Origin of the sequence: Streptomyces yunnanensis, from assembly GCF_029011865.1 — a bacterium.
Classification (GTDB): Bacteria; Actinomycetota; Actinomycetes; order Streptomycetales; family Streptomycetaceae; genus Streptomyces; species Streptomyces yunnanensis.
Map to the genome: position 1 here is coordinate 3,643,201 of NZ_CP095749.1, position 16,554 is coordinate 3,659,754.

The 16,554-nt window shown below is 72.2% G+C and carries 13 protein-coding genes; 6 read left to right on the top strand and 7 right to left on the bottom strand.

The features are described 5' to 3' along the window. Window positions 1-12: 12 nt before the first annotated feature. Window positions 13-2,370, bottom strand: a complete 2,358-nt coding sequence (locus tag MOV08_RS15760; RefSeq protein ID WP_275307800.1) for an ABC transporter family substrate-binding protein — start codon at window positions 2,368-2,370, stop codon at window positions 13-15. Window positions 2,371-2,758: 388 nt separating this feature from the next. Between MOV08_RS15760 and MOV08_RS15765 the strand changes: the two genes are divergently transcribed. The 5 genes from MOV08_RS15765 to MOV08_RS15785 all read left to right on the top strand — a co-directional run bounded on the left by MOV08_RS15765 (window position 2,759) and on the right by MOV08_RS15785 (window position 8,206). After that, entirely contained in the window at window positions 2,759-3,058 is a 300-nt protein-coding gene (locus MOV08_RS15765) for a hypothetical protein (protein WP_039633110.1), read from the top strand. 15 nt (window positions 3,059-3,073) lie between these two features. Continuing rightward, a complete protein-coding gene (locus MOV08_RS15770) occupies window positions 3,074-3,901 on the top strand; it encodes a hypothetical protein (protein WP_039633112.1) in 828 nt (275 codons plus the stop codon). A 70-nt stretch (window positions 3,902-3,971) separates the two neighbouring features. Next, entirely contained in the window at window positions 3,972-5,894 is a 1,923-nt protein-coding gene (locus MOV08_RS15775) for a fumarate reductase/succinate dehydrogenase flavoprotein subunit (RefSeq protein ID WP_039640896.1), read from the top strand. Next, window positions 5,891-6,688 carry a succinate dehydrogenase/fumarate reductase iron-sulfur subunit gene (locus MOV08_RS15780; protein WP_275307801.1) on the top strand — a complete coding sequence of 266 codons (798 nt, stop codon included), beginning with the start codon at window positions 5,891-5,893 and terminating at the stop codon, window positions 6,686-6,688. The genes MOV08_RS15775 and MOV08_RS15780 overlap by 4 nt, the downstream gene beginning before the upstream one ends. Before the next feature lie 120 nt (window positions 6,689-6,808). Beyond that, entirely contained in the window at window positions 6,809-8,206 is a 1,398-nt protein-coding gene (locus tag MOV08_RS15785) for an amidohydrolase family protein (RefSeq protein ID WP_275307802.1), read from the top strand. A 66-nt stretch (window positions 8,207-8,272) separates the two neighbouring features. On the opposite strand, the gene MOV08_RS15790 is transcribed toward MOV08_RS15785, so the two are convergent. The 6 genes from MOV08_RS15790 to MOV08_RS15815 form a co-directional block, all read right to left on the bottom strand. Further along, window positions 8,273-10,861: a SpoIIE family protein phosphatase gene (locus tag MOV08_RS15790; RefSeq protein ID WP_275307803.1), complete on the bottom strand. Its 2,589-nt coding sequence runs from the start codon at window positions 10,859-10,861 to the stop codon at window positions 8,273-8,275. Between the two features lie 231 nt (window positions 10,862-11,092). Further along, window positions 11,093-11,554, bottom strand: a complete 462-nt coding sequence (locus MOV08_RS15795) for an ATP-binding protein (protein WP_420834162.1) — start codon at window positions 11,552-11,554, stop codon at window positions 11,093-11,095. Window positions 11,555-11,793: 239 nt separating this feature from the next. Further along, the gene (locus MOV08_RS15800; protein ID WP_039633122.1) at window positions 11,794-12,222 is read right to left on the bottom strand and encodes a (deoxy)nucleoside triphosphate pyrophosphohydrolase; all 429 of its coding nucleotides are present in this window, start codon (window positions 12,220-12,222) and stop codon (window positions 11,794-11,796) included. A gap of 63 nt (window positions 12,223-12,285) precedes the next feature. After that, the gene (locus MOV08_RS15805; protein WP_039633125.1) at window positions 12,286-12,465 is read right to left on the bottom strand and encodes an SPOR domain-containing protein; all 180 of its coding nucleotides are present in this window, start codon (window positions 12,463-12,465) and stop codon (window positions 12,286-12,288) included. A gap of 236 nt (window positions 12,466-12,701) precedes the next feature. Beyond that, complete coding sequence (locus MOV08_RS15810) at window positions 12,702-14,384, bottom strand: APC family permease (protein ID WP_039633127.1); 1,683 nt, start codon at window positions 14,382-14,384, stop codon at window positions 12,702-12,704. Window positions 14,385-14,736: 352 nt separating this feature from the next. Continuing rightward, entirely contained in the window at window positions 14,737-15,486 is a 750-nt protein-coding gene (locus MOV08_RS15815; RefSeq protein WP_039633129.1) for a GntR family transcriptional regulator, read from the bottom strand. A 218-nt stretch (window positions 15,487-15,704) separates the two neighbouring features. On the opposite strand from MOV08_RS15815, the gene MOV08_RS15820 reads away from it, so the two are divergent. Then, window positions 15,705-16,466 (top strand): PIG-L deacetylase family protein, encoded by a 762-nt coding sequence (locus MOV08_RS15820; RefSeq protein ID WP_039640898.1) that lies wholly within the window; start codon window positions 15,705-15,707, stop codon window positions 16,464-16,466. Window positions 16,467-16,554: the final 88 nt, after the last annotated feature.

Here is a 16,554-nt window from a genome sequence, read left to right on the forward strand (position 1 = left end):
CTGGCGCAACCCCTACTTCGTGTAACCGATGTCTTGGAAGCGGGGTGTGGCGAAGCCGAACGCGCCGATGTTGGCGAGTGACTTCCTGGTGGCCACCAGTTCCGGCCGCTGGTAGAGCGGGATCGAGCCGGCTGCGGCCCAGATCCGGGCGTCGGCCTGCTCGACCAGGGTGTGCTCGGCGTCCGTGTCCAGCTCCGAGGCGGCCTGCTCGAAGAGCTGGTCGATGTGGTCGGTGCCGACCCGGGTGTAGTTCTGTTCGACGGTCAGCGAGCCGTCCGGCGCCGGCTGCGGCTTGGCGAAGATCGGCCGGGCGTCGGTCGCCGGGTAGGCGGTGCCGGGCCAGGAGTACAGCGCCAGATCGAAGTCGCCGGAGGCGATGTGGTCCTGGAAGTAGCTGGAGTCCGGCACCTGCTGGATCGTGGTCTGCACCCCGATCCGGTTCAGCATCCCCGAGATCCGCCGGCCGACGGTGCGCAGCTGCTCGGAGCCGGGACCCTCGGGGAGGACGAAGCGCAGCGCCAGCGGCCGGCCGTCCTTCCGCAGCACCGGCGCCGCGCCGGGGGCCCGGCCGGCCGCCGCCTGCGAGGAGCGCCCGGCGTCGGCCGGCCGGGCGTGCAGCAGGCCGGTGCCGGACCACAGGGCGGCGGCGTGGCCGGCGGCGGCGCCCGGCAGGTGCGGGGCCTGCCCGGTCTCGATCCGCTCGGCGGCGCCCAGCACCTGCGCGGCCCGCTTCTTGTACCGCCGGTACTTGCGGTACGCCGGGGAAGCGGTGTCCCCGCCCGCCGCCACCTTCTGCTGGGCGGCCTCGGCCTTGTAGAACCCCGCGCTCTGCCGCAGCAGGGCGGCCTGCTGGACCTCGGAGCCGACCGCCCCGGCGAAGGACAGCGGCGCCTCGGCGGCGGCCGGGCGGGCGCCGTCCCGGTCGTCGACCGCGCCGGGCCGGTGCGGGTTGCGGCCGTCGGACCCGGCGTCGCCGGACTGGTCCACGGCGGTGCCGTCGCCGGGCTCGTCCGCCCGGGGGTCCTCGGAGTACCCGTCCCCGTCGGCGGCCCGGTCCGGCGTGACCGCCCGGCCGGCGCCGGCCTGCTCCTCCCCCGCCGGCTGCCCGGCGGACCCGCCGGAGGGCTTCCAGCCGGCCTCCGCGAGCAGTTTCCTGGCCTCGCCCGAGTCGGTGTCGCCCAGGGCGTCGCTGTGGTCCTCGTAGCCGTGCTGGCCGGCCATCAGCAGGTGGTTGCCGAGCGGTTTGGTGGGCAGGTCCAGCGGCTTGAGGACGGTGTCGGCGAGCGCCTGCCGGTCGATCGCGCGGGCCACCGCGCGGCGCACCCGCTGGTCGGCGAGCGGCCCGGCGCTGCCGTTGAGGGCGAGCTGGGTGTAGGCCGGCTCCAGGGCCTTGCGGATGGTGTAGCCGCGCAGCGCGGCCTTCCGGGCGGCGGCGTCCCGGCCCTCGGCCTTGGCGTCCGCGCCCTTGGCCGCGGGGGGCCCGGCGGCCTGGGCGACCCGCTTGGCGGCGGCCTGGTCGACCGCGGCGACGTCGACCGCCCCGGCGGCCAGCGCCTTGGCCCGCTTGCTCCGGGGCAGCGCCGTGAGCACCAGCCGGTCGAGCTTGGCCCGGTCGCCCCACCACTGGGGGTTGCGGACGAGGGTGACGGTGCGGTGGTCGGCGTCCCGCTTCTGGACGAGGAACGGGCCGGCGCCGACCGGGAGTTTCTCCCGTGCCGCGTCGTTGAAGGCGTTGGCGTCGCCCATCACGCTCTTCGGGTAGAGCGGGGTGAACAGCGACTGCCAGTCGGCGTACGGGCGGGCGAAGGTGACCTTGACCTCGCGCGGTGTGGCGCCCGCCGCGACCTTGGCGATCCGGTCGTAACCGGCGTTGCGGGCGGTCCAGTAGGCGTTGTCCTTGCCGCGCAGCGCGTTCCACTGGGCGACGAAGTCCGCGGCGGTGATCGACCGCCCGTCGCTCCAGCGGGCCTTGGCGTTGAGCTTGTAGGTGACCACCTGCCGCGGCTCGCGGGCGCTGACGTCGGCGGCGGCGAGGTAGTCGGCGTTGCGCTGCGGCCGGCCGTTGGCGTCGAGGGTGAACAGGCTGGGCAGGACGGCGCCGGTGACCCGGGCGGTGGCCGCGTCGGCGTCGCTCTGGAAGGCGTTGAAGGTGCTGGGCAGCGAGTCGATCGCCCAGCGGACCGTACCGCCGTCCTTGACCGACCCGCGCGGAGCCGGCGCGATGTCCTGGGACTGGGCGACGGAGGGCGCGGTGTCGCCCTGGCTGCATCCGGCCAGTGCCGGCAGCGGGAGCAGCACCCCCACCGCGACGAGCGCGACACAGCGGCGCCTCCGGCACACCGCGCCGCCTGGGCTGACGTGGTCGGTCATGACTGTTCCCTCCGGGCTCGCCCGCGCCGCGCCGAGCCGCAGCAACACGTTCGGCCGACTTTGCGGCTCATCACATCTATGGGCTCCCTACTGAAGGTGACCGCCCAGGCCCGGCTCGTTCGACACGTCGGGGGTCCGGGCAAGGCCACCCGCCCGGCCCAATTGCGACTCGTCCGGCTGACGGACGCGGGGAGCGCGCCGGGAACTCCGCGGGCCGCCGTACCGGCTCGTTTCGCACCGGAGTTCGGCGTAGCGCAGGGTACGGCGGTCCCGCAACGCACCGGTTCGAGTCGTACTCGCGCCTGCCCCCTTCCCAAGCCCTACTGTGACGCGCGACACTCTCGGGCGCATGAGATCGCCCACCACGCTCACGAAGTGAGGGCATGTGATGTCCGTACAGGACGACTTGACGGCGGTTGAACGCAGCCTGGACGCCCTGGTCCAGGCGGTCGGAAAACTTCAGACGCGGATCGGTGGCGGGCTGGACGTCCGCCGGGTCCGCAGCGACACGGACCATCTGCGGGAGAGCCTGGCGCTGCTCAAGCAGGGCCTGGCCGGTGCCCCGCCGGGCCGGCCGGAGGCGGCCGAGGACGAGATGGTGCCGATCCCGGACACCCCCTACAACGCCGCGCTGTGGACGGACGCCGAGGACGAGGGCCTGGGCGCCAAGGACCGGCACGCGCCCTGAGGACGGAGACCGACGATGGCCACTGGCATCGAACCCGCATCGCAATCGGGCCCGACCGGCGTGCACGATGCCTCGCGCGCCGCCATCCCCGCCCGCCACCTGCGCACCGACCGCTGGTGGCTGGCGCCGGCATGCACGGCCGCAGGGCTGCTCGCGTTCGTCGTCTACTCGACCTGGCGTGCGTTCGCGAACGCCGACTACTACCACGCCCCCTATGTCTCGCCGTTCTACTCGCCGTGCCTGGCGGACAACTGCCACACCATGCGCGGCGGCCCCAACTGGGCGCTCTTCGGCAGCTGGTGGGGCCTGTCGCCCGCCCTGCTGATCCTGATCTTCCCGCTGGGCTTCCGGCTGACCTGCTACTACTACCGCAAGGCGTACTACCGCGGCTTCTGGGCCTCCCCGCCGGCCTGTGCGGTCGCCGAGCCGCACCGGAAGTACACCGGCGAGACCCGCTTCCCGCTGATCCTGCAGAACGTCCACCGCTACTTCTTCTACTTCGCGGTGCTGGTCGCCGGCGTCCTCACCTACGACACCGTGCTGACCTTCCGCGACGACCACTACCGCTGGGGCCATATGGGCCTGGGCTCGCTGATCTTCCTCGCCAACATCGGGCTGATCTGGGCCTACACCCTCTCCTGCCACTCCTGCCGGCACATCGTCGGCGGTCGGCTGCGGCACTTCTCCAAGCACCCGGTGCGCTACCGGCTGTGGGGCTGGGTCAGCAGGCTCAACGCGCGCCACATGCTGCTCGCCTGGTCCTCGCTGATCAGCGTGGCGCTGGCGGACTTCTACGTCTTCCTGCTGGCCAGCGGCGCGTTCGAGGATCCGCGCTTCTTCTGACGAACGACATCCGAGGGAGTCCGCGGGAATCCACGGACTCCGACGAGAACCGAGGGAAGGTGTGCCGCTGATGGCGCATGTGGACCGGCAGACCTGGGACGTGGTCGTGGTGGGGGCGGGCGGCGCCGGGCTGCGTGCCGCCATCGAGGCCCGTGAGGCGGGCATGCGGACGGCGGTGATCTGCAAGTCCCTGTTCGGCAAGGCCCATACGGTGATGGCCGAGGGCGGCATCGCGGCCAGCATGGGCAATGCCAACGAGCACGACAACTGGCAGGTCCACTTCCGGGACACCATGCGCGGCGGGAAGTTCCTCAACCACTGGCGGATGGCCGAGCTGCACGCCCGCGAGGCCCCGGACCGGGTCTGGGAGTTGGAGACCTGGGGCGCGCTCTTCGACCGCACCCCGGACGGCCGGATCTCCCAGCGCAACTTCGGCGGCCACGAGTACCCGCGGCTGGCGCACGTCGGCGACCGGACCGGCCTGGAGCTGATCCGCACCCTCCAGCAGAAGATCGTCTCGCTCCAGCAGGAGGACGAGCGGGTCTCCGGCTCGTACGAGGAGGGGCTGAAGGTCTTCCAGGAGTGCACCGTCACCCGCGTCCTGAAGGCGGACGGCAAGGTCTGCGGCGTCTTCTGCTACGACCGGGAGTCCGGCCGTTTCTTCGTGCTGGAGGCGCCGGCCGTGGTGCTGGCCACCGGCGGCATCGGCAAGTCGTTCAAGGTGACCTCGAACTCCTGGGAGTACACCGGCGACGGCCATGCGCTGGCGCTGCTGGCCGGCGCGCCGCTGATCAACATGGAGTTCGTCCAGTTCCACCCGACCGGGATGGTCTGGCCGCCGTCGGTCAAGGGCATCCTCGTCACCGAGTCGGTGCGCGGCGACGGCGGAGTGCTGCGCAACACCGACGGCAAGCGGTTCATGTTCGACTACATCCCGGACGTCTTCAAGGAGAAGTACGCCCAGACCGAGGCCGAGGGCGACCGCTGGTACGAGGACCCCGAGCACAACCGCCGACCGCCCGAACTGCTGCCCCGCGACGAGGTCGCGCGGGCCATCAACGCCGAGGTCAAGGCGGGCCGCGGCTCCCCGCACGGCGGGGTGTTCCTGGACGTGTCGACCCGGATGCCGGCCGAGGTGATCAAGCGCCGGCTGCCGTCCATGCACCACCAGTTCAAGGAACTGGCGGACGTGGACATCACCGCCGAACCGATGGAGGTCGGCCCGACCTGCCACTACGTGATGGGCGGCGTGGAGGTGGACCCGGACACCGCGGCGGCGACCGGGGTGCCGGGGCTGTTCGCCGCCGGCGAGGTGGCCGGCGGGATGCACGGCTCCAACCGGCTGGGCGGCAACTCCCTCTCCGACCTGCTGGTCTTCGGCCGCCGCGCGGGGCTGTACGCGGCCGAGTACGTCGGTGGGCTGCGCGCCCGGCCGGCCCCCGAACCGCGCGAGATCGACGCCGCCGAGGCGGAGGCGCTGCGCCCGTTCAGCGCCGAGGACGGCCGCGGCCCGGCGGAGAACCCGTACACCCTGCACCAGGAGCTCCAGCAGTCGATGAACGACCTGGTCGGCATCATCCGCCGGGAGGGCGAGATGGCCGAGGCGCTGGACCGGCTGACGAAGCTGCGGGCGCGGGCCCGCCGGGCGGGCGTGGAGGGCCACCGGCAGTACAACCCGGGCTGGCACCTCTCCCTGGACCTGCGGAACATGCTGCTGGTCAGCGAGTGCGTGGCGCGGGCGGCCCTGGAGCGCACCGAGAGCCGCGGCGGACACACCCGCGACGACCATCCACAGATGGACCGGCACTGGCGCAACGTCAACCTGGTCTGCGAACTGGCCGACTACCGGGCGGAGCAGGGCGAGGCGGATCCGGTGCTGGGGCAGATCCGGCTCTCCCGCCGCGAGACCCCGCCGATCCGCCGCGATCTCCTCGAACTCTTCGACAAGGACGAGCTGGTGAAGTATCTGACGGACGAGGAGCTGAGCCGGTGAGCGAGCAGCAGGCGGAGCAGCGGTCCGGCGCCTACCAGGCGCACTTCCGGGTGTGGCGGGGCGACGCGGACGGCGGCGCGCTGCGGGACTTCGAGGTGGAGGTGCACGAGGGCGAGGTGGTGCTGGACATCATCCACCGCCTCCAGGCGACCCAGGCGCCCGACCTCGCGGTCCGGTGGAACTGCAAGGCGGGCAAGTGCGGTTCGTGCAGCGCGGAGATCAACGGTCGGCCGCGGCTGATGTGCATGACCCGGATGTCGGTCTTCGGGCGCGCCGAGACCATCACCGTCACCCCGATGCGGACCTTCCCGGTGCTGCGCGACCTGGTCACCGACGTCTCCTTCAACTACACCAAGGCACGGGAGATCCCGGCGTTCATGCCGCCCGCGGAACTGGGGCCGGGCGAGTACCGGATGAAGCAGGAGGACGTGAACCGGTCGCAGGAGTTCCGTAAGTGCATCGAGTGCTTCCTGTGCCAGAACACCTGCCACGTCGTCCGGGACCACGAGGAGAACAAGGGCGCCTTCGCCGGCCCGCGGTTCCTGATGCGGATCGCCGAGCTGGACATGCACCCGCTGGACGCCGCGCCGGCCGGTGGCGTGGACCGCAAGCGCACCGCGCAGGACGAACACGGGCTCGGCTACTGCAACATCACCAAGTGCTGCACGGAGGTCTGCCCGGAGAACATCAAGATCACCGACAATGCGCTGATCCCGCTGAAGGAGCGCACTGCGGACCGCAAGTACGACCCTCTGGTGTGGCTCGGGAACAAGATCCGGCGACGGGCCGAATGACCCGGGCGGCGCCCAAGTCGCCCGACTTGCCGTACTTCTGACGTCACGTCGCATGACTCAAAACCCCCTTACGGTGAATTCGAACAGCCGCGGTATAAGAACGGAATGAATCTTCCACATATGAGCCGGCGGAGCGTCCTGGCCGGCCTGAGCACCGTTCCCCTGGCCGCCGCTGCCGGCTTCCCCGAGCTCGCCCAGGACCGCCCCGGCCGCCCGGCGGAGGACCCCGGCCACCGCCGCACGACCCTGCTGCGCGGCGCGGACCTGGTCCTCACCATGGACCCCCGCCTGGGCAGCGGCCCCCTGGGCCAGCTGGAGAACGGCGTGGACGTGCTGCTGCGGGACGGCACCGTCGCCGCGGTCGGCCACGGCCTGGCCGCCCCCGACGGCGCCCGCGTGCTGGACGCCCGCGGCCGGATCGTCCTGCCGGGCTTCGTCGACCTGCACAACCACCTGTGGCAGTCCAGCATCCGCGGCGGCTGCGCGAACGAGGGCCTCTACGGCTGGATGCACGACTGCAACCGCGCCACCCTCCCCAAGATCGACCCCCAGGACATGTACCGCTTCGTCCACCTGGCCGCGCTCGACGCCCTCCAGGCGGGCGTCACCACCGTCGTCGACTGGGTGCACCCCATCCCCTACGACACCAGCGAGCGCTACGTCAGGGCGCTGGACGACGCCGGGCTGCGCTTCGTCTACGCCTCGGCCCAGAGCGCCGCCGACGCCCACCTCATCCCCAGGATCAAAAGGGACCTCCTGGACCCGCTGCCGCTGGCCTCCGTCCAGGTGGCGGCCCGCGCCGGGATGTCACAGCTGGCGGACCTGCGCACGCTGCACGCGCTCGCCCGGGACCTCGGCGTGATGCTCAACTCCCACGTCCTGGAGAACCGCGGCGACCGCAAGGACGACCCGATCCGCTCGCTGCGCGAGGCCGGCGCCTTCGGCCCGCGGCTACTGATGAACCACGCGATCCACCTCACCGACGAGGAGATCGCGCTGACCGGCGAGCACGACGTGCGGATCGCGCACTGCCCGCTGAGCAACATGCGGCTGGCGTCCGGCATCTGCCCGCTGCCGGCGTTCCACCGGCACGGCGTCAAGGCCGGGCTCGGCCACGACGGCGGGACCAACGACACCTCGGACATGTTCAACGTGATGAAGGCCGCGGTCGGCCTCCAGCGGGCCCGCCACGAGGACGCCGCGATCCACCCCACCATCCCGGCGGTGCTGCGGATGGCGACCCTGGGCGGCGCGGAGGCCATCGGGATGGCGGACCGGGTCGGGTCGCTGACACCGGGCAAGCGCGCCGACGTCGTCGTCCTCGACCCCGGCACCCTCAACTTCGCCCCGCGCTTCGACTGGACCAGCCAGATCGTCCTCAACGGCCAGCCGCCGAACGTCAGCGAGGTCTTCGTCGACGGCCATCTGCGCAAGGCCCGCGGCGAACTGCTGCACGTGGACACCGCCCGCGTCGTCCGCGAGGCCGAGCTTGCCGCCGCCCACGTCCGCACCGCCTGACCCGCCGCACCGCGCCCGGGTCCGTCCACCCGGGGCCCACGGCCCCGGGCTGTGCCCCGCGGGCCCTCAGAAGAGGCTCAGCAGCGCCTCTGCCGGGTCCACCGGCGTCGCGTCGCCGTCCGGCAGGGCGAGCTCGAACCAGACGGTCTTGCCGCGCGGAGTGCGCCGGCTCCCCCAGCGCTCGCTCAGCAGGCCGACGAGCTGCAGACCGCGGCCGCCCTCGTCCGTGTCCCGGGCCCGCCGTCGCCGCGGCTGGGCCAGATCGGCGTCCCAGACCTCGCAGACCAGCGTCCGGTCCAGCAGCAGCCGCAGCCGGATCTCCCCGTGCCCGTGCCGCAGGGCGTTCGTCACCAGCTCGCTGACCAGCAGCTCGGTGGTGTCGACCAGGGCCTGCAGCCCCCAGTCGTTCAGCTGGTCGCGGGCCAGTTCCCGCGCCCGGGCGACCGAACGCGGCTCCGGCGCCAGGCTCCAGTCGCCCACCGCGTCCTTGGGCAGCCCGTGCACCCGGGCCATCAGCAGCGCGATGTCGTCCTCGCCGTGCGAGGTGTCCAGGGCGCTCAGGACGTGGTCGCAGACGTCCTCCAGCGGCCGGCCGGAGTCCGACAGCGCCCGCCGGAACGCCTGCAGCCCCTCGTCCAGCGGATGGTGCCGGGACTCCACCAGGCCGTCGGTGTACAGCGCGAGCAGCGCGCCGTCCGGCAGCTCGACCTCGATCTCCTCGAACGGCTCCCCGCCGACGCCCAGCGGCATCCCCGGCGGGACGTCCAGCAGCAGCGCCTCCTCGCCCTCCTCGACCAGCACCGGCGGCAGATGCCCGGCGTTGGCGAAGGTGCACACCCGGGTGATCGGGTCGTAGACGGCGTAGACGCAGGTGGCGAGGTAGACCTCGGAGAGGTCGGCGGTCCGGGCCGAGCGGCCCTGGGCGGCCCCGCCGGACGCGGCCCCCGAGCGGCTGCGCGCGGCCCCCCGGTCCCCGCTGCCGCCCAGCCCTCGGGCGATCTCGTCCAGCGCTCCGAGCACCTCGGCCGGCTCCAGGTCCAGCAGCGCCAAGGTCCGCACCGCGGTACGGAGTTCGCCCATGGCGACCGCGGCCCGCAGGCCCCGCCCCATGACGTCGCCGACCACCAACGCGGTGCGGTGTCCGGGGAGTTCGATGACGTCGAACCAGTCGCCGCCGACCTCGGTGGCGGTGGTGCCGGGCAGATAGCGGCAGGCGATGTCGAGGCCGGCCGCCTCGGGGTCGCCGGGCGGCAGCAGGCTGCGCTGCAGTATCAGGGCCCGCTCGTGCTCCCGGCGGTAGAGGCGGGCGTTGTCGATGCAGACCGCGGCCCGCGCGGCCAGTTCCACCGCCAGCGCGGTGTCCCGCTCGCCGAACGGCTCGCTGCCCTTCGTACGGGAGAACTGCACCAGGCCGACGACGGTGTCCCGGGCGACCATCGGCACCGCGAGGGTGGAGTGCACCACCGCGCCCAGCTCCGGCCCCTCCTCGCTCTCCCGGCCGGGGATGATCTGCGCCTGGGCGGTCCGCAGGGCGGCCGCGCACGGGGAGTTGAACGGGTAGCGGTGGACCGCGCCGACCGCGACCGGATCCTCCTCCGGCGCCTTGCCGGGGAGCGGGGCGTCGGAGACCGCGCTGGCGAAGGCGACCCGGCGCAGCTCCGCGCTGCCGTCGCTCATCCCCGGCTGCTCCTCGTCGCCGGCCAGCAGCCCCTGGTAGAGGTCCACCGACGCCAGGTCGCAGAACTGCGGTACCGCGACGTCCAGCAGGGTGCGGGCGGTGGTCTCCAGGTCGAGCGAATTGCCTATCCGGGCACCGGCCTCGTTGAGCAGCGCGAGATTGCGGCGGGCGTTGGCCGCCTCGCGTTCGGCGCGGCGGCGGCCGGTGACGTCGGAGGCGAGCGCGGCGACGCCGATGGGACGGCCGCTGGCGCCGTGCAGCCGGTACAGCGAGACCGACCAGCGACGGCGGTCCTCCTCGCCGGGGACGCGGCCGACCAGTTGCATCTCGCTGACCGGTTCGCCGGTCTCCAGCACCCGGCGCAGCGCGACGGTCATCCGCTCGGCCTCGGGGCGGGGCAGGAAGTCGTGCGGGGTGCCGCCGCGGTACTTGCCGGCCGGGCCGCCGAAGACGGTGGCGAAGCGCTCGTTGACCCGCAGCAGCTTCAGGTCGGTGCCGAACAGGGTGAAGCCCATGGGGGATTGACCGAAAACGGCCTGCGCGGCGGCGAGGTCGGTCTCGATGCCGCGGAGCGCCCTGACGTCGACGACCAGGCAGACCGCGCCGCGTTCGCCGTGCTCGTTCTCGGCCGGCATCACATAGATCTCGGCGAGCCCCTCGGCCGCGCCGCCCGCTTCCCTGCGGTAGGGCACCAGACCGGTCCACTCCCGGCCGTCGAGGATCTCGCACACCTTGCGGCGCCCGGTCTCCCGGAACTCGCTGAGGACGAAGGCTTCGACGGGGTCCTTGCCGAGGGCGTGGCGGGCCGGGATGCCGAGCATCTGCTCGGCCCGCTCGCTCCACTGGTCGACGCGCCCGTCGGGCCCGAGCGAGAACGAGGCGACCTTGATGTAGTCGTAGATCGATCCGGGCCGGCTGCTCTGCCACACGGGCGCGCCCTGCGGCTCGCGGGCATGGCGACGTTCGCCAGGGTCCACCGGACCGACCGCACCGCCCCGGCCACCGTCCCGCGCGGGTACCACCCCGCCAGATGACTTCTCGCTCACGAGCCCCGTCCCCTCCAGCTCATCGTGCCCGGACCGGACCTGCCGAGTATTCCAGCACCTCGGCTATCCGGAACACGGTCTTCACGATCACAGCACAGTCTCGATCGCAGGCCATCTACAAAATGTCGATGAAATGGCAACGATCAGGACCCCTCATGAGTCCTAACCAGCCACAGCCAGCTCGAACCACACTGTCTTGCCGCTCTTTCCCTGCCGGGTGCCCCAGCGCCGCGAACTGTGCGCAACCAGCTGGAGTCCGCGCCCCCCCTCGTCGTCGGGGGCGGCGGAACGGGTCCGCGGCGGGTCGGGCAGCGGATCGGAGACCTCGATGAGCAGCGCCCCGGCGCCGAGCAGCACCATGCGCACGCCGATGGGACCGCTGGCATAGCGCAGGGAGTTGGTGACCAGCTCGCTGACCAGCAGCACCGCGACGTCGGCGGCGCCGTTCAACCCCCAGTCGTCGAGCACCTGACGGACCATGGTGCGGGCGGTGCGCACCGCGCCGGGATCGGCGGGGAAGCTCCATTCCGCGCTCGGTGCACCGGAGATCCTGCCGCGCCTGCGGACATCGGCGGAGCCGGGTTCCGGGGCCGCTGCCGCTGCGCTGTCGCTCACGCCGATCACTTCCCAGGCCGAGGGGTCCCCCGTCGTACCCGGCCCACACCGAAAGGGGCCAATCAGGACATACCCGATATCGAGCGGCAAGTACCGCCATCAACCGTGCACTGTGGCACAAATGGCCCATATCCCGGCAAAGTGTCAGCGTGCCGCGCACACCCGCGGAACGGCGGAGCACGAAGGCCCACCACGAGCGCCACCCGGCCCGCGCCCACGAGAGGCACACCGGACGGCACCCCGGCCCGCTACAGCCGGGCGCCCGGGATCCCCACCGCGGGCCTGGAGCCCAGCCGGCGCATCACCTCGGCGACCGCCGGGCGGTCCTGGTCCAGCCAGTCCACCTCGCGCTCCTCGCCGGGCCGCAGCCAGCGCAGCTCGTCGTGGTCCTGGAGCGGCTCCGGCCGGCCGGTGACCAGCCGGGCGGTCCACACCTGGAGCACGAAGCCGGGCCGCAGCACCCATTCGCCCGGGATCCGCTCCACGGGGGCGACGTCCACGCCCAGCTCCTCGTGCAGCTCGCGGACCAGCGCCTGCTCCGGCGTCTCGCCGTCCTCCACCTTGCCGCCGGGCAGCTCCCAGCGGCCGGCCAACGCGGGCGGCGCGCTCCGTCGGGCGGCCAGCAACCGCCCCCGCTCGCACACCGCGCCGCCCACCACTACGCGCACCGTCGTCATGCGCGGCAGCCTACGTCCCCCGCCGGACTCCCGCTCCCCGCTCCGCTCCCCTCATGCCACTCCCTACGAGGCCCCCTGCCCGACCCGCTCGACCACGTAGAGCCGCTGATTGCCACGGGTGTCCAGGCGCTCGGCGACCCGCTCCGCCTCCGCTCGGGTGGCATAGCGGCCGACGCGATAGCGGTTACCGCCTTCGTCCTGGCGGATGACGAGCCAGGGCAGCGCGGTCTCGTTATCGGTCATTGCGCCCCTCCGTCCGCCGCGCAGCGCGCCGCGGCGGCGCGCCCCTCCTGTGCTGATGCCGAAATCGCAATCCGCATATGCCCGAGCCTACGCCCGACCTTCACGCACCGGTTATGGATTTACACAAAGAGAGACCGAACCGGCCACTCGCGGGCCCTGGACGTACCAGGTACGGCCCGCGAGTGGCCGGTGAGGGTTTGTGCGTTGGGGGAAGAAAGCGCGCCGCGAACGGCCGCTCAGGCGGTGGTCGGGGCCTTGTCGCCCGCGGCCTCCGCTGCGCTCTCCTCCGCGGCCAGTTCGGCCTCGACCGCGACCAGCGAGGGGTTGCGCCAGGCGCTGCGCACGCCCCAGTAGTAGAAGGCCAGCGCGATCGCCGCGACGACCCCGAGGTCGATGCCCGGCGGGAGGTAGCCCTGGCCGCCGAACTCCTTGCCGCCCAGGTAGGAGACGGCCGCCATCACCACGAGGTAGATCACCATCCAGGCGCCCGCCTTGAGGTGCGGCATCAGCTCGCGCAGCGGGCTGCGGCCCTGCTTCCACGGCCGGACGATCTCGTACCAGGCCCAGACCGGCAGCCCGATGGCCATGATGAAGATGACCTTGCCGGTGAGCGGCCACTTGCCCCAGTACAGGACCAGCGAACCGAAGATCATCGCGATCGGCGCGATGACCGGCATGGCGCGCAGCTTCACCGGCCGCTTCATCTGCGGCGCCAGCCGCCGCAGACCCATCACCGCGACCGGCCCGGTGATGTACGAGATGACGGTCGCGACCGAGACGATCTCGGCGAGCGAACCCCAGCCGCGGAAGACCGCGAGGAACATGAACGCGACGACGAGGTTGAGCACCAGGGCCGGGCGCGGAATGCCGGTCTTGGGGTCCACCTTGCCGAAGACGCCCGGCAGGTGACCGTTCTCCTGGACGCCCTGGATCATGCGCGAGGTGGTGGCGGCGTAGATCATGCCCGTGCCGGACGGCGAGACGAACGCGTCCGCGTACAGCAGCAGCGCCAGCCAGTTCAGGCCCCAGGCGAGGCCCAGTTCGGCGAGCGGGGAGTGGTAGGACAGACCGCCCCAGCCCTTGCTCAGGTCGGCGGCGGGCACCGCGAAGAGGAAGGCGACCTGCAACGCGAGGTAGATGACCAGCGCGATGACGATCGAGAAGGTGACGGCCTTGGGCAGCGAGCGGCCCGGGTTGCGCGCCTCACCGGCGAGGTTGAGCGGCGACTGGAAGCCGTTGTAGGCCCAGACGATGCCGGAGAGCGCCACACAGCTGAAGACCGCGCTCCAGCCGTTGGGGGCGAAACCGCCGGCGCGCTGGATGTTGCTGGTGTCGAAGTGCGCGAAGATCAGGGCGCCCGCGGTGAGCGCCGGCACGACGATCTTGAAGACCGTGATCGCGGTGTTGGTCTTGGCGAACAGCGAGACCGCGAACCAGTTCATGAAGAAGTAGAAGATCAGCAGGACGCTGGCCACCGCGACGCCGGAGCCGGTGAGCTCCTTGCCGTCGAACAGCGCCTTGGCCCAGCCGAAGTCCCACGAGCTCATGTACTGCACCGAGGCGGTCGCCTCGCCCGGGATCACGGACACGATGGCGATCCAGTTGGCCCAGGCCGCCAGATAGCCCGCGAGGGAACCGTGCGAGTACTGGCCGTAGCGGACCATGCCGCCCGCCTTGGGGAACATCGAGCCGAGCTCGGTGTAGGTCAGCGCGATGGTCAGGGCGACGACCGCGCCGATGACCCAGGCGAGGATCGCGGCCGGGCCGGCGATGGCCGCGGCGCGCTCGGCCCCGAACAGCCAGCCGGAACCGATGATGGATCCGAGACCAGTGGCGGTCAGGGCGATGGTCCCGAGGGACCGACGGTAATTCGACGAGTGCGAGCCCTGCTCCGCACTCGTCGTCTTCGTCGTGGTCACGTGCTGGTCTCCTGATCTTCCCCCGTGCCGTGCACAAACTTCGCCATCGTATGAGCGAATCCGAAGATCCGGTTCCCACACCGGCCAAAAAATCCCGCCGAGTTGAGCCTCTGTGAGGTTTCCAACACCGATATTCGGACGACTTTCCGGGGCGAACCCCCGCAAATCGGACAGCCAAGTCGGCCGAAAGTCATCCCCAACAGCCCTGCGGATAGCGCAGGATCCCCATACCGGCCGTCGACTTGACGAACACAGGGAGTTCGCAGGGCACTCACCGGCCCCCGGAACACCCTCGAAGACCGCCGCCTTCCCCGCCCCACCGGTCGGTCGGGCGGGGAAGGCGGCCGACAGGTCACTTCACCGGCAGGTGGTAGGCCACCCGATGGCGCGCCGCGAGCGCGATCACGTCCGCCGTCTCGACCGGCCGGCCACCCGCGAAGTAGGTGCGCGAGATGACCAGCACCGCATGGCCCGGCACCCCGCCCAGCGCCATCGCCTCCTCGGCCAGGCCCGGCCGCGCCCCGACCTCCTCGACGACGTTGTCCACCACCACGTCGATGGCCGCCATCCGCTCGACCACCCCGCGCCCCGCCAGCGGGCCCTCCTCCGGCAGCATCACCGGCGTGCGTCCCGTGATCTCCAGCGGCTCCCAGGAGGTGGAGAGCATCGACGGCTCCCCCTCCGCGCGGAACACGTACCGCGTGCGCATCACACGGGCGCCCACCGGGATCCGCAACCGGGCCGCCACCGCCGAACCGGCCGCCTCCTGCTCGCTGTTGGACTCCCAGGTGCCCCGCACCCGCTCGTCCGTCTGCTCCTGGCGGAACGGCGTGCACCCCAGGGTGTGATAACCGCCGCGGGCGATCCGGCGCGGCACCGGATGCTCCCGCACATACGTCCCGGACCCGGACCGGCCCTCCACCAGACCCTCGGCCATCAGGACCTTGCGCGCCTCCAGCGCGACGGTGTCCGAGACGCCGTACTCCTCGCGGATGCGGGCCTGGGAAGGGAGCCGGGTGTGCGGGGCCAGCACCCCGTCGACGATCTTCTGACGCAGGTCACCGGCGACGCGGAGGTACGCGGGCTGCTCACCGAAAGGCACAGGCCCCTCCCAACAGCTTGACAGTCAGCGACAGCGTGGCAACCGCGCGTCGCCGACCGCAAGCTCTGGCCAAACCTTCACTTCCGGCAATGAACGCAGCTCAACACCGCCTCAAGCCCCCATCCCGCCCGCACCGAAACACCCGTTCCAGCACGGTGCGTGGCTATCTGTCCGTGGCCGGCCGTGCCACCATCGTCACCGACCAGAAAGGGGCCGCGATGCCGACCGAGAACGCCGCCGTCAGCTCCCTCCGGCCGATGCCCGACGACTGGCAGCGGGCACTGGCCGTCGTCGCCCACCCCGACGACCTCGAATACGGCGCGGCGGCGGCCATCGCCGAATGGGCCGACGCCGGCCGGGAGATCAGCTACCTCCTGGTCACCCGCGGTGAGGCCGGCATCGACGGCCTGGCGCCGCCCGCGTGCGCGGCGGTCCGCGAGGCCGAGCAGCGCGCCGCCGCGGCCCATGTCGGCGTGCACACCGTCGAGTTCCTCGACGGCCACCGGGACGGCGTGATCGAGGCCGGCACGGCGCTCCGCCGCGACCTGGCCGCCGCGGTCCGCCGGCACCGCCCCGAGCTGCTGATCACCCTCAACCACCGCGACACCTGGTTCGGCACGCAGTGGAACACCCCCGACCACCGGGTGGTGGGCCGCGCCGTCCTGGACGCCCCCGCCGACGCCGGCAACCGCTGGATCTTCCCCGAACTCGCCGACACCCAGGGCCTCGCCCCCTGGTCCGGCGTCCGCTGGACCGCCGTGGCCGGCTCCCCGCGCCCCACCCACGCCGCCGAAGTGGGCCCCGGCATCCCCCGCGCCGTCGCCTCCCTGGCCGCCCACACCACCTACATCAAGGCCCTCACCGCCCCCGACCAGGACCCGCACGCCTACGCCCGCGACTTCCTCGACCGCTCCTTCGCCAGGGCCGCCGCCCGCCACCACGGCCGCCCCGCGGTCCTCTTCGAGGTGTTCCGGCATTAGGGCCTGTCGTCAAACTCCCGCCTGCCTCGCGACGCCTGGCACGCACGCTCTCTGCGTTGTCGGGCTCATCCCGGTACGCCCGGTACCG

Excerpts from the sequence above, each read along its gene's own strand:
- MOV08_RS15760 (WP_275307800.1), bottom strand. The coding sequence starts at position 2,370 with ATGACCGACCACGTCAGCCCAGGCGGCGCGGTGTGCCGGAGGCGCCGC.
- MOV08_RS15765 (WP_039633110.1), top strand. The coding sequence starts at position 2,759 with ATGTCCGTACAGGACGACTTGACGGCGGTTGAACGCAGCCTGGACGCC.
- MOV08_RS15770 (WP_039633112.1), top strand. The coding sequence starts at position 3,074 with ATGGCCACTGGCATCGAACCCGCATCGCAATCGGGCCCGACCGGCGTG.
- MOV08_RS15775 (WP_039640896.1), top strand. The coding sequence starts at position 3,972 with ATGGCGCATGTGGACCGGCAGACCTGGGACGTGGTCGTGGTGGGGGCG.
- MOV08_RS15785 (WP_275307802.1), top strand. The coding sequence starts at position 6,809 with ATGAGCCGGCGGAGCGTCCTGGCCGGCCTGAGCACCGTTCCCCTGGCC.
- MOV08_RS15800 (WP_039633122.1), bottom strand. The coding sequence starts at position 12,222 with ATGACGACGGTGCGCGTAGTGGTGGGCGGCGCGGTGTGCGAGCGGGGG.
- MOV08_RS15805 (WP_039633125.1), bottom strand. The coding sequence starts at position 12,465 with ATGACCGATAACGAGACCGCGCTGCCCTGGCTCGTCATCCGCCAGGAC.
- MOV08_RS15820 (WP_039640898.1), top strand. The coding sequence starts at position 15,705 with ATGCCGACCGAGAACGCCGCCGTCAGCTCCCTCCGGCCGATGCCCGAC.